General features: G+C 63.2%; 17 protein-coding genes. 8 read left to right on the top strand and 9 right to left on the bottom strand.

The features are described from left to right. Positions 1-53: 53 nt before the first annotated feature. From BN2476_RS34515 to BN2476_RS34500, 4 genes are all read right to left on the bottom strand, one after another. On the bottom strand, positions 54-974 hold the full coding sequence (locus tag BN2476_RS34515; RefSeq protein ID WP_087738669.1) for an ABC transporter permease: 921 nt from the start codon (positions 972-974) through the stop codon (positions 54-56). Then, the gene (locus BN2476_RS34510) at positions 967-1,776 is read right to left on the bottom strand and encodes an ABC transporter ATP-binding protein (RefSeq protein ID WP_087738668.1); all 810 of its coding nucleotides are present in this window, start codon (positions 1,774-1,776) and stop codon (positions 967-969) included. Before BN2476_RS34510 ends, BN2476_RS34515 begins: the two co-directional genes overlap by 8 nt. 2 nt (positions 1,777-1,778) lie before the next feature. Continuing rightward, entirely contained in the window at positions 1,779-2,798 is a 1,020-nt protein-coding gene (locus BN2476_RS34505) for an ABC transporter substrate-binding protein (RefSeq protein ID WP_087738687.1), read from the bottom strand. A 482-nt stretch (positions 2,799-3,280) separates the two neighbouring features. Further along, positions 3,281-4,066: a GntR family transcriptional regulator gene (locus tag BN2476_RS34500; protein WP_235851093.1), complete on the bottom strand. Its 786-nt coding sequence runs from the start codon at positions 4,064-4,066 to the stop codon at positions 3,281-3,283. A gap of 302 nt (positions 4,067-4,368) precedes the next feature. Between BN2476_RS34500 and BN2476_RS34495 the strand changes: the two genes are divergently transcribed. The 5 genes from BN2476_RS34495 to BN2476_RS34475 all read left to right on the top strand — a co-directional run bounded on the left by BN2476_RS34495 (position 4,369) and on the right by BN2476_RS34475 (position 9,419). Continuing rightward, on the top strand, positions 4,369-4,638 hold the full coding sequence (locus tag BN2476_RS34495) for a UxaA family hydrolase (protein ID WP_235851095.1): 270 nt from the start codon (positions 4,369-4,371) through the stop codon (positions 4,636-4,638). Between the two features lie 111 nt (positions 4,639-4,749). Further along, complete coding sequence (locus BN2476_RS34490; protein ID WP_087738666.1) at positions 4,750-5,925, top strand: UxaA family hydrolase; 1,176 nt, start codon at positions 4,750-4,752, stop codon at positions 5,923-5,925. A 184-nt stretch (positions 5,926-6,109) separates the two neighbouring features. Beyond that, positions 6,110-7,444 carry a C4-dicarboxylate transporter DctA gene (gene dctA, locus BN2476_RS34485; RefSeq protein WP_173819692.1) on the top strand — a complete coding sequence of 445 codons (1,335 nt, stop codon included), beginning with the start codon at positions 6,110-6,112 and terminating at the stop codon, positions 7,442-7,444. Then, a complete protein-coding gene (locus tag BN2476_RS34480) occupies positions 7,441-8,421 on the top strand; it encodes a hydroxyacid dehydrogenase (protein ID WP_087738665.1) in 981 nt (326 codons plus the stop codon). Before dctA ends, BN2476_RS34480 begins: the two co-directional genes overlap by 4 nt. Continuing rightward, a complete protein-coding gene (locus BN2476_RS34475; RefSeq protein WP_087738664.1) occupies positions 8,418-9,419 on the top strand; it encodes an Ldh family oxidoreductase in 1,002 nt (333 codons plus the stop codon). Before BN2476_RS34480 ends, BN2476_RS34475 begins: the two co-directional genes overlap by 4 nt. 139 nt (positions 9,420-9,558) lie before the next feature. Here the strand turns inward: BN2476_RS34475 and BN2476_RS34470 are convergent, their stop codons facing one another. Continuing rightward, a complete protein-coding gene (locus BN2476_RS34470; protein WP_160111811.1) occupies positions 9,559-11,427 on the bottom strand; it encodes a right-handed parallel beta-helix repeat-containing protein in 1,869 nt (622 codons plus the stop codon). A gap of 473 nt (positions 11,428-11,900) precedes the next feature. Between BN2476_RS34470 and BN2476_RS34465 the strand changes: the two genes are divergently transcribed. Together BN2476_RS34465 and BN2476_RS34460 are read left to right on the top strand one after the other, a co-directional pair. Continuing rightward, positions 11,901-12,290, top strand: a complete 390-nt coding sequence (locus tag BN2476_RS34465) for a hypothetical protein (RefSeq protein ID WP_087738662.1) — start codon at positions 11,901-11,903, stop codon at positions 12,288-12,290. A 209-nt stretch (positions 12,291-12,499) separates the two neighbouring features. Further along, on the top strand, positions 12,500-12,814 hold the full coding sequence (locus BN2476_RS34460) for a hypothetical protein (protein WP_438942923.1): 315 nt from the start codon (positions 12,500-12,502) through the stop codon (positions 12,812-12,814). A gap of 383 nt (positions 12,815-13,197) precedes the next feature. On the opposite strand, the gene BN2476_RS34455 is transcribed toward BN2476_RS34460, so the two are convergent. After that, a complete protein-coding gene (locus BN2476_RS34455; RefSeq protein ID WP_087738661.1) occupies positions 13,198-14,226 on the bottom strand; it encodes a LysR family transcriptional regulator in 1,029 nt (342 codons plus the stop codon). Between the two features lie 445 nt (positions 14,227-14,671). On the opposite strand from BN2476_RS34455, the gene BN2476_RS34450 reads away from it, so the two are divergent. Further along, the gene (locus BN2476_RS34450; RefSeq protein WP_087738660.1) at positions 14,672-15,184 is read left to right on the top strand and encodes an Ohr family peroxiredoxin; all 513 of its coding nucleotides are present in this window, start codon (positions 14,672-14,674) and stop codon (positions 15,182-15,184) included. 36 nt (positions 15,185-15,220) lie between these two features. Here BN2476_RS34450 and nudC read toward each other — a convergent pair whose 3' ends face one another. The 3 genes from nudC to BN2476_RS34435 all read right to left on the bottom strand — a co-directional run bounded on the left by nudC (position 15,221) and on the right by BN2476_RS34435 (position 18,991). Continuing rightward, positions 15,221-16,213 carry an NAD(+) diphosphatase gene (gene nudC, locus BN2476_RS34445; RefSeq protein WP_087738659.1) on the bottom strand — a complete coding sequence of 331 codons (993 nt, stop codon included), beginning with the start codon at positions 16,211-16,213 and terminating at the stop codon, positions 15,221-15,223. Positions 16,214-16,301: 88 nt separating this feature from the next. Then, a complete protein-coding gene (locus BN2476_RS34440; RefSeq protein WP_087738658.1) occupies positions 16,302-18,020 on the bottom strand; it encodes a SulP family inorganic anion transporter in 1,719 nt (572 codons plus the stop codon). A gap of 113 nt (positions 18,021-18,133) precedes the next feature. Further along, entirely contained in the window at positions 18,134-18,991 is an 858-nt protein-coding gene (locus BN2476_RS34435; protein ID WP_087738657.1) for a class I SAM-dependent methyltransferase, read from the bottom strand. Positions 18,992-18,998: the final 7 nt, after the last annotated feature.

The raw sequence follows: 18,998 nt of genomic DNA, 5'->3' as shown, positions 1-18,998 counted from the left end.
GGCGCATTCAATTGCGCCCGCCGTTTTTTTACTGATTGAAACAGGTAAAGCTTTTACGACTGCATGCCCCAACGCTGCACTGTATGCCGTTCGAGCACGCGGAAGATCAGGTTCTCGACAGCAAGGCCAATCAGGATCACCGTGAACAGACCCGCGAACACATTGGCGATATCCAGCAGATTCTTGTTCTCGTAGATGAACCAGCCTAAACCTCCCGAACCCGAACTGACGCCGAACACCAGTTCCGCCGCGATCAGCGTGCGCCATGCGAATGCCCAGCCGATCTTCAGGCCTGTCAGGATGCTCGGAAACGCAGCGGGCACGAGTATCTTCGCGACGTAAGCGCCGCCGCGCAGTCCGTAATTGCGGCCCACCATCTTCAGCGTATTGCTGACGGAGAGAAAGCCCGAGTGCGTATTCAATGCAACGGACCACGTGACGGAATGCACCAGCACGAAGATCAGGCTGCCGTTGCCCAGCCCGAACCAGATCAGCGCGAGTGGCAGCAGCGCGATCGCGGGCAGCGGGTTGAGCATCGACGTCATCGTTTCGAGAAAGTCGGTGCCGATGCGCGATGTGATCGCGGCCGCCGTCAGCAGTGATGCGAGCACCACGCCGCATACATAGCCCATCAGCAGCACATGAATCGAGGCCCACGCCTTGCCCGGCAGTTCGCCGCTCGCGATGCTGCGGAACAGCGCTTCGACGGTCGCCGTGAAGGTCGGGAACAGCAGCGGATTGTTCAGCCAGCGTGCGTACGCTTCCCAAATGATCGCGAGCACGGCGAGAATCATCGCCTTGCGCAGCCACCCCTGGTTATAGAGCCGCTCGAAAGCCGACAACGGTTTCTCGACCACGCTGAAATGCGCGGCGTCGCTCGGCTCGCGGATGATCTCGGCGCGGGGCGCGCGTGTGCCGGCATCGCGCCGCGTCGAACGAACGGGTGCTGCGCCGGGTGCAGTAGCTTCAGACATTCTCGGCCTCTTCGATCTCGTCTTCGAACAGCATGTGCTGGATGCGTTTTTCGAGCGTGGCAGGGGTTTCGCCGGCGGCAGCCGTGTCGAGTTCCGCCTTGACCTGGCCCGGATGCGGTGACAGCAGCAGAATCCGGCTGCCGATCTTGATTGCCTCAGGAATCGAGTGCGTGACGAACAGCACGGTGAAATGCGTGTCCTGCCACAGCGCGAGCAGTTCGTCCTGCATCTTGCGGCGCGTGAGCGCGTCGAGCGCGGCGAACGGTTCGTCCATCAGCAGGATGTCAGGCTCCATCGCCATGCCGCGCGCAATCGCAACGCGCTGCTTCATGCCGCCCGACAGCGTGTGCGGATGACTGTCGGCGAATTTCGTCAGGTTGACCTTGTCGATGTAGTGCATCGCGCGCTCTTCCGCTTCGCGTCCCGACAAACGATGCGACGCCAGCAGCGGAAACATCACGTTCTGCTTGACGGTTTTCCACGGCAGCAACTGGTCGAATTCCTGAAACACCATCATCCGGTCGGGGCCGGGCCTCGTGACGGTCTTGCCCTTCAGCGTGATCGTGCCTTCCGTCGGCGGCAGATAGCCGCCGACGCTCTTGAGCAGCGTCGATTTTCCGCACCCTGATGGACCGAGCAGAACGAAGCGGTCGCCTTCGAATACCTTGAAGTCGACGCGGTAAGTGGCCATCACGAGATGCTTCGGCGTCTTGTACTGCAACGTGACGCCGCTGACATCGAGCAATGGTCCGCCATCATGCGATGACGTATCGGATCTGGCTGCTGCGCGCGTACGTGACATCGTCAGCTCCCTTGAAGCGATTGAACGGTCGGAAAGAACATGTCTTTCCACGATGCGGGCTTCGCCTTGATGAGACCGGTGCGTGCCATGAAGTCCGCGTATTTGACGGTGTTTTCCGGCGTCGTCGTAAAGGCGACGTCGGGCGACGAGATCATCTTCTCGATGTCGGCGACATTGCTCTTGTCCTTGCTGATGCGCAGATACGCGAGCGCCGCCGCGTGCTTGTCCTTGTTGATCTGCGCTTCCGCTTCGTCGAGCGCGGCCATGAACGCCTGCACGAGTTTCGGGTTCTGCTGGTAGAACTTCGTCGTGCACCACACGAGATTGAACGTCGATTTGCCGCCCAGCACGTCATACGAATTGACGACGGTGCGCACGCCGCCGTGCGCAAGCTCCTGTTCCTGGAACGGCGGCGAACCGAAATGCGCCGTCACTTCGCTATTGCCCGACAGCAACGCCTGCTGCGCGTCGGGATGCGCGAGCGATACGGTGTATTTATCCAGTTGCCCCTGATTGCCCGCGCCGAATGCTTTTTCCGCGGCCATCTGCAGCGTGATCGCCTGAATCGATACCTTCGCTGCGGGTAGCGCGATCTTGTCCTTGCTGCTGAAGTCCTTCAGTGTCTTCACGGAGGGATTGCGGGTGTTCAACAGCAGCGGCATCGAATTGATGGCGGCGAGCGCCTTCACTTCGACGGGCGTGCCGTGCGTGCGCGCCCACAGCAGCACAAGCGGCGCGACGCCGCCCGACGCGATCTGCAGCGAGTCGGAGAGCAGCGCGTCGTTCATCACATTGCCGCCCGCGAATTCGACCCACGACACTTTCAGGTTCGGCACGCCAAGTTGCGCCGCGTGTTTTTCAAGCAGCTTCTGATCCTGAATGATCATCAGCGGCAAATAGCTGACGCCGTACTGCCGCGCGATGCGGATCTCCGAGAGTTCGGCGCGCGCGGGTACGCTGGCCAGCATCGCGAACAGCGCGAGCAGCGTCGAGAAGAAAAGGACAAGTCTGCGGAGGCTCATTGCGGGTCTCTCCTTGTAGTTGCCGTGCGTGACAAAGCGCGGCGGGGCGGTCGGATGGTGCGCGACAGGCAAACGTGCGCATCGGACAAGCCGATATGCACGCGCGACGGAATCAAACGATGGCGAACCGCGCGCAGACAGGCGCGCGGAAATGCGGACGTGGCCGCTGACGACGGAACAGATGTGCGGGACGACGATGAGGCAGGGTACGCATCGCGAGTGTCTCCTTGAGTTCCGCTCGTTTGCGTCGCGAAGCGTTGCATGGCGGCGCGTGACTGGAACCCGGTGCCTTGATGGCCTGTTGTCGGGCACCGTGCACTGCGGCGCGTTAAGTGCCCTGTGATTTAACTCATCTGTATGAGTGTCGAGTGTAGGTGATGCCCTTGCCGATTGCAACTGCGGGAAAACGTGAAAAGGGACATGCAGGCGCGTCCCTTTTGTCGTGCGATTGCCGAACCCATTAAAGCGAGTGACGCGTGCCGTTACAGCGGCTCTTCGTGCGAAGCGGACGGCCCGACGTATTCGTAGCGCGCGGTGTTCACGTGGGAAATGCGCACCTCGACGGGGGCGTGATGATACGAGTACGCGACCCGCCGCACTTCGAGCAGCGGCGTGCCGTGCGGCACTTCGAGCAGCTTGCTTTCGGCGTCGTCGGCGGTGGCGACGCGCAGCCGCTCTTCCGTCCCGACGACGTTGATGCGGAAGGAATCCTGATAGAAGTTGTAGAGCGTGCTCGGCCGCTCGCGCAGAGCCGCTTCAGTCAGCCCCGGAAAACGCGCCTCGGCGACGGTGATGTTGTCGATCATCACTGTTTCGCCGTGCAGCGCCAGCCGGTTGACGAACGTGAAGACGCGCGCGTTCGGCTCGACGCCGAGCATCGCGGCAATCTCGCGCGCCACCTTGGCTTTCTTGAAGGACACGAGGCTCACGGTCGGGTAGGTCTTGTCGCCGTCCTGGCGCACGATGCGGAAAAAGCGGAAGAAGTGCCGGTCGCGCTGGTGCTGCGCAACGAACGTGCCGAGTCCTTGATGGCGCACGAGGATGTTGTCCGCGACGAGCTCGTCGATGGCCTTGCGCAGCGTGCCGATCGACACGCCGAAGCGTTCCGCGAGACGCTTTTCCGACGGTATCGCCTCGCCGCCTTTCCATTCCTGCGCGGAAAGCGCCGCGAGCATCGCGTTCTTCACTTCCTTGTAGCGTGTGCCGCCGATGGTGGGCGTGCCCATGGTGCCGCTGGCGTTGTTCGAGCCGATCGTCAACGTGTTCATGGCTGTGTCCTCTCGTGCATGGTGCTTCGTCAGTGCGTTGTTAGTGCGTTGTTGTTGCCTGTGCAGCGCGCAATGCCGCTTCTTCTCTTTCCAAATTATTCTACTTCATCCGGCTCATCAAACACATATAGATGATCTGGTTGACATATGGACGAGTGCTGCCTAAGATGGTTTGCACGGAGACAAACACAACCTGTCAACCAGACTGGAGACAAACGATGAGCTACACGGCAGCAGGTGGGTCGCAAACGGGTTCAGGAGCTTCCGGCAACCCATCACACGAGCGCAGGACGATTCATATCGTGCTGCACGAAGCGAAAGACACCGTCGGTGTCGCGGTCGTCGAAGGCATCAAGGCGGGCACGCAGCTGAATGCGTGGATCATGGACGACGACGAAGTCATCACCGTCTCCGCGAAGCAGGACATCCCCATCGGTCACAAGGTGGCGCTCAAGGACATGGCCGTGGGCGACACCGTCTACAAGTACGGCGTCGATATCGGCAAGGTGGTGCAGCCCATCAAGGCGGGCGAGCACGCCCACGTGCACAACATCAAGACGAAACGCTGGTAAGGCGGCGCGAGGATCGACCGCGCGCCGTTGCGCGACAGCAGCGCACGCGTGCATTCCTTTTGACCTCCAGCCACTCCTTCACTGAACAGAGCCCGATCAAAGAGACCCACCATGAGCGTGATTGACCAGAACACTACTTTCCACGGCTATCGCCGTTCGAATGGACGCGTCGGCGTGCGCAACCATGTGATCATTCTTCCCGTCGACGATCTGTCGAATGCGGCCGCGCAAGCCGTCGAAAACAACATCAAAGGCACGATGGCGCTGCCGCATCCGTATGGCCGGCTGCAATTCGGCGCGGACCTGGACCTGCATTTCCGTACGCTGATCGGCGCGGGCTGCAACCCGAACGTCGCGGCCGTCGTCGTGATCGGCATCGAGGAAGGCTGGACCAAGCGCGTCGTCGACGGCATCGCGCAGTCGGGCAAGCCGGTGATGGGCTTCGGCATCGAGTTGCACGGCGACCATGACACGGTCATGCGCGCGTCGAAGGCGGCGAAGGAGATGGTGCAGTACGCGACGTCGCTCGAGCGCGAAGCGTGCCCGATCTCGGATCTGTGGGTATCGACCAAATGCGGCGAATCGGATACCACGTCGGGCTGCGGCGCGAATCCGACTGTCGGCAATGCGTTCGACAAGCTCTATGGTCTCGGCACCACGCTCGTGTTCGGCGAGACGTCGGAACTGACGGGCGGCGAGCAGCTTGTCGCGGCGCGCTGCGCGAACGACCAGGTGCGCGAGCGTTTCCAGTTCATGTTCGACCGCTATCAGGACATGATCAACCGCTGGAAGACGGATGATCTGTCGGAGTCGCAGCCGACCAAGGGCAACATCGCGGGCGGCCTGACGACGATCGAAGAGAAGGCGCTGGGCAACATCCAGAAGATCGGCAAGAAGTGCCGCGTCGACGGCGTGCTCGACAAGGCGGAGATGCCGACGCATTCGGGCCTGTGGTTCATGGATTCGTCGTCGGCGGCAGCGGAGATGGTGACGTTGTGCGCGGCCTCCGGCTTCGCCGTGCATTTCTTCCCGACGGGGCAGGGCAACGTGATCGGCAACCCGATCATGCCCGTCATCAAGATCTGCGCGAACCCACGCACCGTGCGCACGATGAGCGAGCATATCGACGTCGACGTGTCGGGCCTGTTGCAGCGCGAACAGAATCTCGATCAGGCAGGCGACAAACTGCTGGAGTCGATGCTCGCCACGGCGAATGGCCGCTGGACATCGGCCGAGGCGCTGGGTCATCGCGAGTTCGTGCTGACGCGTCTGTTCGAAAGCGCCTGATCTGCGCGATCAGATAGCATTGTCCCCATGAAGCCCGCGCGCTTTTGCCGAGTGCGGCGGGCTTTGCGAACGCAGTTTCGCTACAGCGCGCGCCGTGTGTAACGGGCCATAGAAGGACAGAAGGCCGGCGCACGATGCGCGACGCTGTTCACTTCAAGCAGCAGCGAGTGGAGGAGACACCATCTTGCGCGTGCTCAAGCATCTCTATGTGCAGGTTCTGATCGGCCTCGCGGCCGGAATTCTCGTCGGCTATTTCTCGCCGGATCTCGGCGTGCAGATGAAGCCGTTCGGCGACACGTTCATCCGCCTCATCAAAATGCTGATCACGCTGGTGATCTTCTGCACCGTGTCGGTGGGCATCGCGCGGATGGAAAATCTCAAGCACGTCGGCCGCGTCGGTCTGAAGACGATTTTCTACTTCGAAGCGGTGACGACGCTCGCGCTCGTCATCGGTCTCGTCGTCGCGAACGTGCTGCATCCGGGCGAAGGTCTGAACATCGATCCGAAGACACTCGACACGCACGCCGTCAGTCACTACGTGGCGGAAGTGCATACGGCGGCGTCACAGAGTTTCCTCGAAGAGATCGTGCCGAACTCCGTGGTCGGCGCGTTCGCGCGCGGCAACCTGTTGCAGGTGCTGCTGTTCTCGGTGCTGTTCGGCATCGCGTTGTCGATCATGTCGCGCCGCAGCCGCTTCCTGTCGCGCGTGATCGAGCAGAGCGGCGAAGCGCTGATGAAGATCGTCGAGATGATCATGCGGCTCGCGCCGCTCGGCGCATTCGGCGCGATGGCGTTCACGGTCGGCAAGTACGGCATCGGCACGTTGCAGCAACTGGGCCTGCTGATCGTCTGCTTCTATCTGACGAGCATCGTGTTCATCGTGCTCGTGCTGGGCTCGATCTGTCGTTGGACGGGCGTCGGCTTGTGGCCGCTGCTCAAGTACCTGCGCGAAGAACTGCTGATCGTGCTCGGCACGTCGACGACGGAATCGGTGTTGCCGCGGCTGATGGAAAAGCTCGAGCGCCTCGGCTGCCCGAAACCCGTCGTCGGCCTCGTGCTGCCGACAGGCTACTCGTTCAACCTCGACGGCGCGGCGATCTATCTGACGATGACGTCGCTCTTCATCGCGCAGGCCACGAATACGCATCTGTCGCTGCTTCAGCAGATCGGCCTGCTCGCGATCCTGATGGTGACGTCGAAGGGCGGCGCGGGCGTCGCGGGCGCGGCGCTCGTCGCGTTGACGGCGACGCTGTCGACGCACAACATCATCCCCGTCGCCGGCATCACGCTGATCATCGGCATCGACCGCGTGCTCAACGAGATTCGCGCGATCGTCAACATGATCGGCAATGCGGTGGCGACGCTCGTGGTCGCGCGCTGGGAAGGGGCGTTCGATGCCGAAGCCGCGCGCAAGGTACTCGCCGAGCCGCTCGCCATAAGCAGCGAGGACGAAGACGCCGAAACGGCCGAAAAGATCAGCGAAAGAACGCCCGCCTACGCACAGGAACGCTCGAATTGAAAAACGATCGCAAGAAAGTCGTCGTCAGCGAGTTCATCGACGCATCCGCCGTCGAATCGCTGAAGCAACATTTCGACGTGCATGCGAACGCATCGCTCGTCGATCAACACGACACGCTACGCGGCCTGCTCGCCGATGCGGATGCGCTGATCGTGCGCAACCGCACGCGGGTCACGCAGGCGTTGCTCGATGCCGCGCCGAAACTGATCGCCGTGGGCCGGCTCGGTGTCGGGCTCGACAATATCGATCTCGCGGCGTGCGCGCAGCGCGGCGTGCAGGTGCTGCCCGCAACGGGCGCGAATGCGCGCGCCGTCGCGGAGTATGCGATCGCGGCGGCGTTGATGCTGCTGCGCGGCGCGTATCTGTCGAGCGCTTCGGTGGCGGCGGGCGAATGGCCGCGCACCGCGCTGTCGAATGGACGCGAAGCGGCGGGCAGCACGTTGGCCGTGATCGGCTTCGGCGGGATCGGACAGCTCGTCGCGCAACTGGCGCGCTCGCTCGGCATGCGGGTAGCGGGCTACGATCCGCAGCAACCGGCGAGCGCCGCGTGCTGGAAAGAGACGGGCGCGCAATGCATGACGTTCGAAGAGGCGTTGCGCGCGGCGGATGTCGTGTCGGTTCACGTGCCGCTCGTCGAGAGCACGCGCAATCTGCTCGGCGCCGCGCAACTGTCGATGCTCAAGCCGCATGCCGTGGTGATCAATACATCGCGTGGCGGCGTGATCGACGAACGCGCGCTCGCCGATGCGCTGAAGCACGGGCGCCTCGGCGGCGCGGCGCTCGATGTATTCGCCGACGAGCCGCTCAAGGCGGGCTCGCCGCTTGCGGGCGCGCCGAACCTGGTCTTGACGCCGCATATCGCGGGACTCACAGTGCAATCGAACGAACGCGTCAGCACGCTCGTCGCGGCGCGCGTGACGCAGGCGCTGCTCGAAGGCGAGCGCGATTCACAACGACGGGAAGGAGTTTCGACATGACGCGTGTTTCATCCGGCGACCTGTACGCGCTCGCGATGCGCGCAATGCTGGCTGCGGGCGCGACGCAGAACACGGCCGCGGCGACGGCGCGCGCGCTCGTCTATGCAGACGAACGCGGGCTTTCTTCGCACGGCGTCGCGCGCCTGCCGATGTATGTCGCGCAGTTGCGCAACGGCCGCGTCGATCCGCGGGCGCAGGCGTTCATCGCGAACGCGCGCAACGCGGCCGTGCTGATCGACGCCGCCGACGGCATGGCTTTTCCGGCCTGCGAACTCGCGATCGAAACATTGATCGGCCGCGCGCGCGAGCATGGCAGCGCGGTCGCGAGCGTGCGGCGCAGCCATCATTTCGGCGTCGGCGCGTATCACCTCGAAGTGCTCGGCGCGGCGGGCCTCGTGGGGCTCGCGTTCAGCAATACGCCCGCAGCGATGCCCGCGTGGGGCGGGCGTCATTCGCTGTTCGGCACGAATCCGATTGCGGCTGTGTTTCCGCGCCGCGATGGTGAGCCGCTGCTGATCGACCTATCGCTGTCGAACGTGGCGCGCGGCAAGATCATGGTCGCGGCACGCGAAGGTAAACCAATTCCCGAAGGCTGGGCGACGACGCGCGACGGCTTGCCGACCACCGATGCGAAAGCCGCGCTCGACGGCATGATGCTGCCGTTCGGCGGCGCGAAAGGCGCGATGCTTGCGCTGATGGTCGAACTGCTCGCGGCTGCGCTCGCGGGCGCGAACTTCGGCTATGAAGCGGGCTCATTCCTGACGGAGGAGGGCGAGAAATCGCAGATCGGCCATCTGTTCTGGGCGATCGATCCGGGCGCGCTGGCGGGCAGCGAAGCGTATCTGTCGAGAGTGGAGGCGCTGGTCGCCGCGATGCTTCAGGATGCGGACGTGCGCTTGCCGGGCGAGCGCCGGCGCAGTCTCGCCGACGTGGCTACGCGCGACGGGATCGAGATTCCCGATGCGCTTCACGCGCAGCTTGTGGGGCTGGCGGGGTAGTCGTTTCGTGCTGCTTGTGCTTGTGATTAAGTCTTGTGGCGTGCGTGATCGGCTCGATCGCGCAATGCTCTTATAACCGCCGTCGGTCCGACGCACACACGGCAGTGTGTCTGTGCCGGACCGACGCCAATGGAATCGGCTACCACCAGACGCCAAGTGCGCGTATTCCTGCCGGCTTCTGAATCAGCATGGCGATGTCAGGTGGAAGCGGCGCGGAAACGGTGTTGACCGCCGAACTCACCGCGGGTGTCAGCCTGTAGCTCGCATCGAGTGCAGCCGGTCCGTCGAGGAAGTAGCCATGCATTTCCTGGCCGGTATCGCTGGCGAACGCACGCAAGGTCGTGTAGACGGCAGGATTTTTGATCTGCCCACGCGACCATACGGCGACCCAGGTCGGCGTGTTGACCGACGACCGCTGATAGACGTTGTTGTCGGTGGTGGTCTTGAGTTGCGCGGCCGTGTACTGAAACGAGTAGTCCTCGACACACATCAGGCAGTTGCCGGAGCCGCCGGTGATGACGTTGTTGTGGACATTGGTCGGCCCTGTGATCCACGTCATGTCAGGCGGCGTTGCCACGCCCTGACGCAAATCCTTCTGGCTGGATGATGTTGCCGTGGCCCAGCGTCGGGTATCCATCACGATGTTGAGATTGCGCTCGCTCGTAGTCGTGCTGTTCTTCGCGAGCGTGTTGTTCCAGATATCGACGTCACTCGTGTTGATGACCTTGATGCCGCTCCCGCCATTCGAGACCACCAGGTTGTTGACGAACTGCGCCTTGTCCGAGATCTCCGTATCGAGGCCATGCCCGGCGTTGCCGATCGAGTCGTTGTTCAATATCTTGATGTCGTACGACGATTCATCGAACCACAAGCCTGTACTGAGATTTCTCAGGAAGACGCTGTCGCTCACAGTCACATTGCGGGAATGCGATGTCTTGAAGCCGGCCGCGACGGGCGACATGTTGAAGTGCTCCTGATTGTTTGCCACGGCGAGCAATCCCTGCATGCGCAGTCCATCGGTGCGGTTTCCGCCGACGCCCAGCAGGCCGTTACGTGCAACGGTCACGTTCTGCACCGTCGCGTTCGCATTGCCGATGAACAGTCCTGTCGTCGCGTTGTCGAGGACCGCGACATTCCTGAAAGTCACACCTGAGCCCAGAAGCTGGACAGCGCCCATATTCGGAACGGACGGCGCATAGCGCCTCACACCGAAACCCTGGAACGTGCTGCCCGTGCTGTTGTCGGTGATGGCGACCTGGACATCGCTGGCGCGCACTACATGTCCCGTCGGGTCGGCTCCGAGATATAGCTTCGCGCCGGTCTCGTCGTAGAAAAAGCTGCCGGGCGTCACCTGGCCGAGTGATGCAACCTGAGTCTGTGTCACGCCGTCGACCCAAACCTGGTCGGGATGCGCGGCCATCGGATAGTTCGCGTTCACGAACTGGTTGCTGCCCGTACCATCGGCTGCGCCAACAGTGAAAGTCGGATCGTGCCGGAACACGTGATTCCAACTCGCAGCCCATACGTACTTCGATGCCGAAGTGGTACGCATCCAGGCGCTCACAACGGAACTGCCTTCGAGCCATACCGTTTCGCGCGGATAGGCCTGTATCGTTACCTGTCTGTTCGTCGTGATGTGTTCGTGATACGAGCCTTCGCGCAGCACGATCGTTGCGCCCGCAGAAGCTTTGGTGATCGCCTGCTGTATCGTGGCAAGAGGTGCCGCAAGCGTGCCCGCCGCCGTGTCCGATCCGTTCGGCGAAACATAGATGACGGCGCCTGAAGGCACCGCATAGGCGGCCGTTCCGATGCGCGCAGAGCCCGCGCCTGTATTGCGTACGCCCGTCATGTCGATGAGCGGTTCGGGATCGGGAGCCGAACTGGAAACCGCCGCCAATGCCGCACTCTTCGCCGTTGCGGCGCTGGCGGCATCGGCGATGTCTGCGCCGCTATCGCCTCCGCATCCGGCGAGACTGAAAACCATTGCGACCGCGACAACGGCCGCCATGCCGGTTCTACGACAACACGATTCAAGTATCATGATTTTTTGTTCCTTTCCGATTGGGATAGAAATTTACTTCGTCATACTGAATTACCGGTTGCTGCGACCGGGATTGTGAGCGTGAATCCGTTAGAAGTCTGTAGTACGGCTCTGAAGTCCAGCCACGTGCACCGTGTAGGACACGTGTGAGCACAATGTGCGTTCGAAGCCCGAAAGCCGAACGCGTCGAATGGCATTGCGCATCTTTCGAATGCCGATGCGTATGACCGTCGTTCAACTGCGCATGTGCGTTTGATGGCCGTGTGATGTCGCGCATGTGTCGCGACAACGGCTTTCGTCATCCCCTGAAATGGGCTAGTCTGAGTGTCCCCGACATCCCCTCGTCGGCAGCCGTGACATCGCCTTGCAAAGCGTCAGCGAATTGTCACGTCGGTTCCATCACCCGTCCTCAATGCGTCACTTTCGTAGGAGAGCTTTCCATGGACGTACAGCAACTCGTTTCCGAATTTCTTGCGTCGGAGCATGGCAATCAGGCCGCGCAGGCTCTCGCGGCCCAGGGCGTGAGTCCCGACGACGCGCAGCAAATGCTGGGTCAGGTGGCCGAGACGGCGCACGCGCATGTCGAAGAGCAGAGCGCCGGTCTGATGGGGGAGCATCCGGGCAAGAGCTTCTTTGCTGCATTCGCGGCCGGCCTCGTCAAAGGCGATGGTTTTTTCAAGTCGGTCGAGGAAGGCGGGGAAGGCATCCTGACTGGCCGCGTCGCGGAGTCTCTCGCGCAGAAGATGGGAATCGACCCGGCCGTCGCGTCGACTGTCGCGGCTGCCGCGACGCCGTATGTGGTCGCTTTTCTGAAGGAAAAGCTCGCCTGAGATGATTGTGCGAACCACTCGCGGGCTGTGCCTCTGGCCGCGTGCTGAACCGGGCAGTGTGCGCGATGCGCACCGCAATCCGCAGCAATGCGCAACGGGGGATTTGCCGAGGTATCGTTTTCGCAACACGTGCGATAAGACACACAAGGGTCTATCTTATTTTTGATAGCCTAGAGTCGTGGTGAACAGGAACAGCGCGCGCGTGTTTCATGCCGCATAAGCACAACTGCGAAGAGGAGGGCTCCACGATGCTGCAATGGCTGATCCGCTGGGCGTCACATCACTCTGCTGCCCCTGAAAGACTGGCTGAACGTGCGCTGCACGATCTACGCATGGAGCTCTACCAGGCCGAGCAACGTGTCCTCGACGCGCAGATGCAGGCGGACTACTACCGCTCGCGTATCGCGTTCTGCGAGGAAGTGCAGAAGAAAGGTATCGAGCAGGTGTCCGACGACCGGCGCGAGCACCAGGAAGCGCCGCCGCCGTTGCGGCCTGCGGGGTTGAAGCTCACTGCGGCGCAGTAGCGCGTGCTTGCGCGGAACGACGATCGCGGTCGGTTGCAGCGCGCAGCGCTGCGGCCGACGCGTGGTTCATCCGTAAATCGACGATTCATCGATAACCCGTCGACAAACCGTTCAGACGGCGCCGCTGAACGAGACGGCAAGCGCAAGTCCGATATTGACGGCAGTGAGGATGATCCAGCCGGCGAATACGAGTACGGGTCCGAAACGAGACATGATGTTCTCCGCTCACGGCCTCGACGGCTCGTCAAGCGAGTCGGTCGACCGCGTTACCATGCGCGAATCGTAGGCCCCAGGTCGCTGCTTCAGTAGAGGCACATCGCTACACTCACCGTTTCCGTAGCGGCATCAATTGCAGAAGGCTATCGCCATGGCACGGATGGCTTTCACGCCTGATGCTCGCGCTCAGGACATTCCGTATAAAAATCTTCGAAGCAAAGCAGATTGAGCGCCCGGATCTGCTCGGTCATGAAATCGACGAATACGCGAATGCGAGACGGCAGGTGCTGTCGACAGAGGTAGCAGATGTAGTGGCCGCGGTCGTCCGGCACATGCCGCTTCAAAGCCATCACGAGTTCGTGGCGCGCGATGTGATCGCATATCTGGTAGCCGGGCATTTGCGCGATGCCATGTCCGTCGAGGACTGCGCGCAATACGAGGTCCGCGTCATTGAAAGTCAGCCTCGCCGTCGGCAGAAACTTTCGCATATGGCCGTCGACCTTGAATTCCCATTCGAACACGCGCCCGCTGGAGAAGCGGAAGTTGATGCACTCATGCTGGCCCAGTTCTTCGAGTGTCGACGGCAACCCTCGTCTTTCGGCGTAGAGGGGGGACGCGCAGAGCACCATCTGCATCGGAATCAACTGTTTCGCGATGATGCTCGAGTCCTCGATGCGTCCGTCGCGAAACGCGACATCGATCTGCTCGGCGGCGAAATCCGTAGGGCGGTCATCGAGAAGCAGATCGACTGCGATATCCGGATAGGCTTCGGTGAACGTGGAAAGCAGCGGCGCAACCACCTTGCGTCCGAATCCGACTGTGGAGCTGATGCGAAGCAAGCCGCGCGGCGGGCCGTGGCGAAGATCCAGCATGTCGTTCATCGCCTCGACGATATGGGTTACGCCCCGGTTGCAGTTCTCGAAGAACCGCTCGCCCTCGCGCGTCAGATGGGTCGTTCGCGTCGTCCGCAGAAAGAGGCGCGTGCTGAGTTGCGTTTCGAGCTTCTGGACATTGCGGCTGACAGCCGAGCGCCCGATCCCGAGTCGCTCGCCCGCCCTGGCGAAGCTTCCTTCCGTGGCGACGGCCATGAACGAGATGATGCCCGCGTAGCTCGTAGCGAAACAGGTCGACAAGGCGTCAGCGGGATTGGGCAGGCCAACGCGAAAACCATGCTGCGGTATATCCGGTTGATCCATTGAGGGCTCCGACTATGGGCACCTTCACTGAGCCGTCCCGGGGTGCCTGTCTGTACTTGAGCATCGGGAGTTTTTGTGCAGCCGCAGAACTTTTGGCGAGGCTTTCGGCTGGCTTTCGTAGTGTAGGACACGGTGAAGGGATGCGGTATAGCGTTCTGGCGGCCGACTTTTCGATTGACGCAGGACGGGAAACACCGTGAGGCCCTGGATGGCTCTACCGCCGTGGTGCGCGCTCGCCTAGCATGTAGGTTGCGCCGCCCGTACACACGTTCCGAGGCGGATGCGTCCGGGCCAAAATCATCTGGAATGCCGGCACCGGCTTTACGATCGTTCGTTCGGCGCAAATCGACGAAGGCGGGCGGATTCGACGATACGGGAGCAGAAGGCAATCCGGTACGCTTGCCCGCAGAGAATCGGAACGCTCGTCGCCGGGTCAGGGGGCAACATGCACAACGAAAAAGACAACGAGGGACTGCAAGCCCCTCCGCTTTCGCTGCTCGACCGGTATCGGGGCCGGGATTTCGCTCCGTTGTACACGACGACCGTGACGGTTTCCGGCGGCGAGACGGGACACGGCCGCGCATCCGGCGTGGCCCGTTCGGATGACGGGAATCTCGTCGTGGATCTGCGGCTGCCGACGGAACTCGGCGGCCCCGGCAACGGAACGAATCCCGAGCAACTGTTCGCGGCGGGCTTTGCCGCCTGCTTCCATGGCGCCCTGAATCTGCTCGGAAAGCGCGCGAATATGGAACTCGACGATACGGTCGTCGAGGTGCAGGTTGCGTTCGGTCGCGATCCGATGGACGGCGGCTACGCATTGGTGATCGATGTCCGCGTGCGGATGCCGGGTATCGAGCGGGCCGTCGCGGAAGAGATGGTGCGCAATGCCGAGCGCCTGTGTCCCTACGCGAAGATGGCCCGGCAAGGGACGGTCAACGTCGTGGCCGTCATCGACTGAAGCGGGATGCCCGTCTCGCTTGCGAGCGCGCGGCGCTCAGAATTGTGACGAGACCCCGGACGGCGCCATCGTTTGATCGTCATTGCCGTGCAACACCGCCTCGCCATGCTCGACGTAGGCCCGCAGCAGATGATGCGCGATCGCAAACGGCTTCGGCGCGGACAGTCCGTTCGCATGCGTGCCCGCGAGCATCGCGGCGACTTCCGCGCGCGTGAACCAGCGTGCGTCTTCGAGCTCCGCCTCGTCGACGACGATCTGCGTGTCGGCAGCCCGCGCGAAGCAGCCGATCATCATCGACGAAGGAAACGGCCACGGCTGCGACGCGAAGTAGACGACCTGCGCGCACGTCACGCGCGCTTCTTCCAGCACTTCGCGGCGCACGGCATCTTCGACGGTCTCGCCCGGCTCGACGAAACCCGCGAGCGCCGAGTACATGCCTGGCGCAAACTGGCGCTGGCGTCCGAGCAGGCACCGCTCGCCGTCGATCGCCAGCATGATCACGACGGGATCGACGCGCGGAAAGTGACGCGTGCCGCACGCATCGCACGCACGCTGCCAGCCTGCCGCCGCCGGGCGGCTGGCCGCGCCGCAGTTCGCGCAGAAGCTATGGCGGCGATGCCAGTCGAGCATCGACTTCGCCTGACCCAGCATGCCGACCACCTCGGGCGCGACGAGGCCCCGCATCGCGATCGAACGCAAATCGATGCGCTCGTGCAGCACGCCATGCGTCTGCCCTTCGCCCGGTTCGAGGCCGAGCGTGAAGCCGAGCGCGAAGCGGCCGCTGCCGTCGACGTGCTGCCCCAGAAACACGCTTTGCAGCGGCTCGCCGAATGCAGCCGCTTCACGGGCGAGGAACCACGCATCCTGCTCGTCGCCGCGCTTGAGCAACGGGACGTCGCCATCGAAGACGAAAAAGCGCGCGGCGGGATCGCTGCGCAGGCGTTCGATGAAGGCGTCGTCGTCGCGCTTGTCGGAGCGGCGGTCGAGCGGATTCAGGTTGAAGCCGATGGAAGCGGAAGGGGCGGTCATCGCGTTGAGTTGTATGAAGAGGACAGTGCGCAAGTATGGCACGGCATGTCGTACTTTTCTGCGGGCGCATATCCGCGCGGCGCAACCCTTACAGCGTGCCGGGCTCGTGCGCCGACGGATTCGTTACGCCCGCCGCCGAGAGCGCCTCGTGCAGCGTTTCGAAGATGTTCGAATCGCCGATCGTCTGCGTGATGCCGTGGCGGTCCATATCGGAGCGCAGATAGCGGTTCACCCGTCCGAACAGCACGCCGATTTTCCGCTCGTGCAAGTTGTCGATCAGATCGTTCACCGTGCGCGCGGCGGAGTAGTCGAGATCGGTGATCGCGCCCGCATCGACGACGAACCAGCGCAGCGGACCCGGCGCCGCGTCGATCAGCCGCGAGACTTCCGCTGTGAAGAAGTGATCGTTCGCGAAGAACAGATCCGCGCCGAAGCGATACACGATGAGCCCCGGCGCCGTCATGGTCCCCGGCTGCGCGGGCACGGACAGCCAGCGTCCCGTCGAGGGCGCGGGCTCCAGCACCATCGTATGCGGATGGTAGCTGTGCCGCACGTGCCGCATCAGCGACAGCGCGACCGCGAGCAGTATGCCGTGCTCGACGCCCACCATCACGACGGCGGCCGCCGTGACGAGCGCCAGCGTGAACTCGCCGGGGCTCTCGCTGCGGATCGCCTTCAGGCTTTGCACGTTGATCATTCCGATCGCGATCGTGAACACGATGCCCGCCAGCACGCAGTGCGGCAGATATTGCAGCCATGTGCTCAGGAACAGCAACACGACGACCACCACGGCGGCGAACACGAGCTGCCCGAGCTGGCTGCGCGTGCCGGCGCGTTCGGCCATGGCGGTCTGCGTCGGGCTGCCGTTGACGACGAACGTGCCGCTGAACGCGGCGGCCGCATTCGCGGCGGCCAGCCCGAGGATGTCGGCGTTCGTGTCGACGTCTTCGTGATACTGCTGCGCGAACACGCGCGCCGCTGCGGCGCTTTGCGCGATGATCATCACGAAGCACGATGCCGCGACGGGCACGAGATCGAGAAACTGCTGCCACGTGACATCCGGAAACCGCAGCGGCGGCAGGCCGCCCGCAAGCGGGCCCAGCACGGAAATGCCATGGGATGCGAAGTCGAACGTCCCGCTTGCCGCGATGCTGCCGACCACGACGACGAGCGGTATCGGCAGGCGCGGCGACAGCGCCTTCGAGCCGAGGATGGCTACCACCACCAGCGCCGTGAGCGCCAGCGTCGGCAGATGCGCGCCAGCGAGATGGCCGACCACGTACGCGAACTGCGCGAGACTTCGCGACGACGGGTAGGGCACCGTCATGCCGAACATGTCGCCGAGCATCGCAATCGACACCTGAATGCCGACGCCCGTCAGAAAGCCGACCAGCACCGTGCGCGACAGGAAATCGGCGAGAAAGCCGAGCTTGAAGATGCGCGCGAGCAGCAGCAGCGCCGCGGTGAGCAGCGCGACCATGCCCGCCAGCGCCACGTATTCGGCGCTGCCCATCGGCGCAAGCGCCGACGCGCGGCTCGCGAAGATCGTCGCCGTCGCCGAGTCGGCCGCCACCACGAGGTGACGCGACGCGCCGAAGAACGCAAACGCGACGAGCGGCACAAAGACGGTATACAGCCCCGTCACGGCGGGCATCCCCGCGATGCGTGCGTAGCCGAGCACCTGGGGGATGTCCATCGACGCGAGCGATATGCCCGCGAACACATCGCGCAAGGCCCGCGTACGGTCGATGGGAAGCAGGCCTTTCAACACGCTCAGGCGTGCGGGACTTTCAGTTGTATCGCGCATGCTCGACACCTTGTTGTTATAGGTTCAACCGCGGGTTCAACCGCGGGTTCAACCGGCAATGCGCATCGAACGCATCGAACGCGTCGCGGGCGTCGCGGGTGTGGTGACGGGTCTCAGGTGCTCGCGACGAGAAACGCCTCGCCAGTGGCCGGCCGCAGGCCATCGGATCGATGCGAGAAATAGCGTTCGGTCAGGTCGGCCGTCGATACATGCCGGGCCCGGCTGAAACCCGCTTCGCGCGCCAGCGCCATCATCTCGTCGGGGCTGAAGAAGCTGACGAACGGCGTTCCCGCCGCGCGCGCCCGTTCATAGACGGCCTGATGTTGCGCGCGTTCGGCGGCGTCGATGAGTTCGAGCGGCAACAGAAAAGTCATCGCCAGCGTCGAGCCCGGCGCGAGCTTTGCGATCTGACGCAGCGTCGCGAGGTTCGCGTCGCGCGTCAGATACATCGACACGCCCGTCGATGCGACCACGGCCGGCGCGTCCGCTTCGAAGCCCGCGCCCGACAGGCAGTCCCACCACGACTGGCCCGCTTCGAAGTCGACGGGCACGAGCCGCAGCCATGGCGGTATGCCGTAGCCGAGGTCGATCAGGCGCTGGCGCTTCCACGCCTCGGCGCCCGGACGATCCACTTCGAACACGCGCAGCCGCGATGCGATCTCCGGCTTGCGCTGCGCGAACGTATCGAGTCCCGCGCCGAGAATGACGTATTGCGACACGCCGTGGCTCGCCTCTTCCGTCACCAGGTCTTCGATGAAACGCGCGCGGGCGACGATCGATGCCCGATAGCCACGCGTGCCCTGCGGGTCCATGTCGGGACGGTTGCGCCAGCCTTCGTCGGGCGCGGCGAGGCGCAAGCCGATCTCGTCGTCGAGCACGTGCGGCGGCGCATCGACCTGCGCATGCATGGCCCGCCACAACGCGACGCGCACGGCGGTGCTGTCGGCCGCCACCGTCTGCTTGTCCTGCATGATGTTC

Origin of the sequence: Paraburkholderia piptadeniae (genome assembly GCF_900007165.1) — a bacterium.
Taxonomy (GTDB): Bacteria; Pseudomonadota; Gammaproteobacteria; order Burkholderiales; family Burkholderiaceae; genus Paraburkholderia; species Paraburkholderia piptadeniae.
Note: the sequence above shows the minus strand (reverse complement) of the source record. Positions and strands in the feature narration are given on the sequence as shown.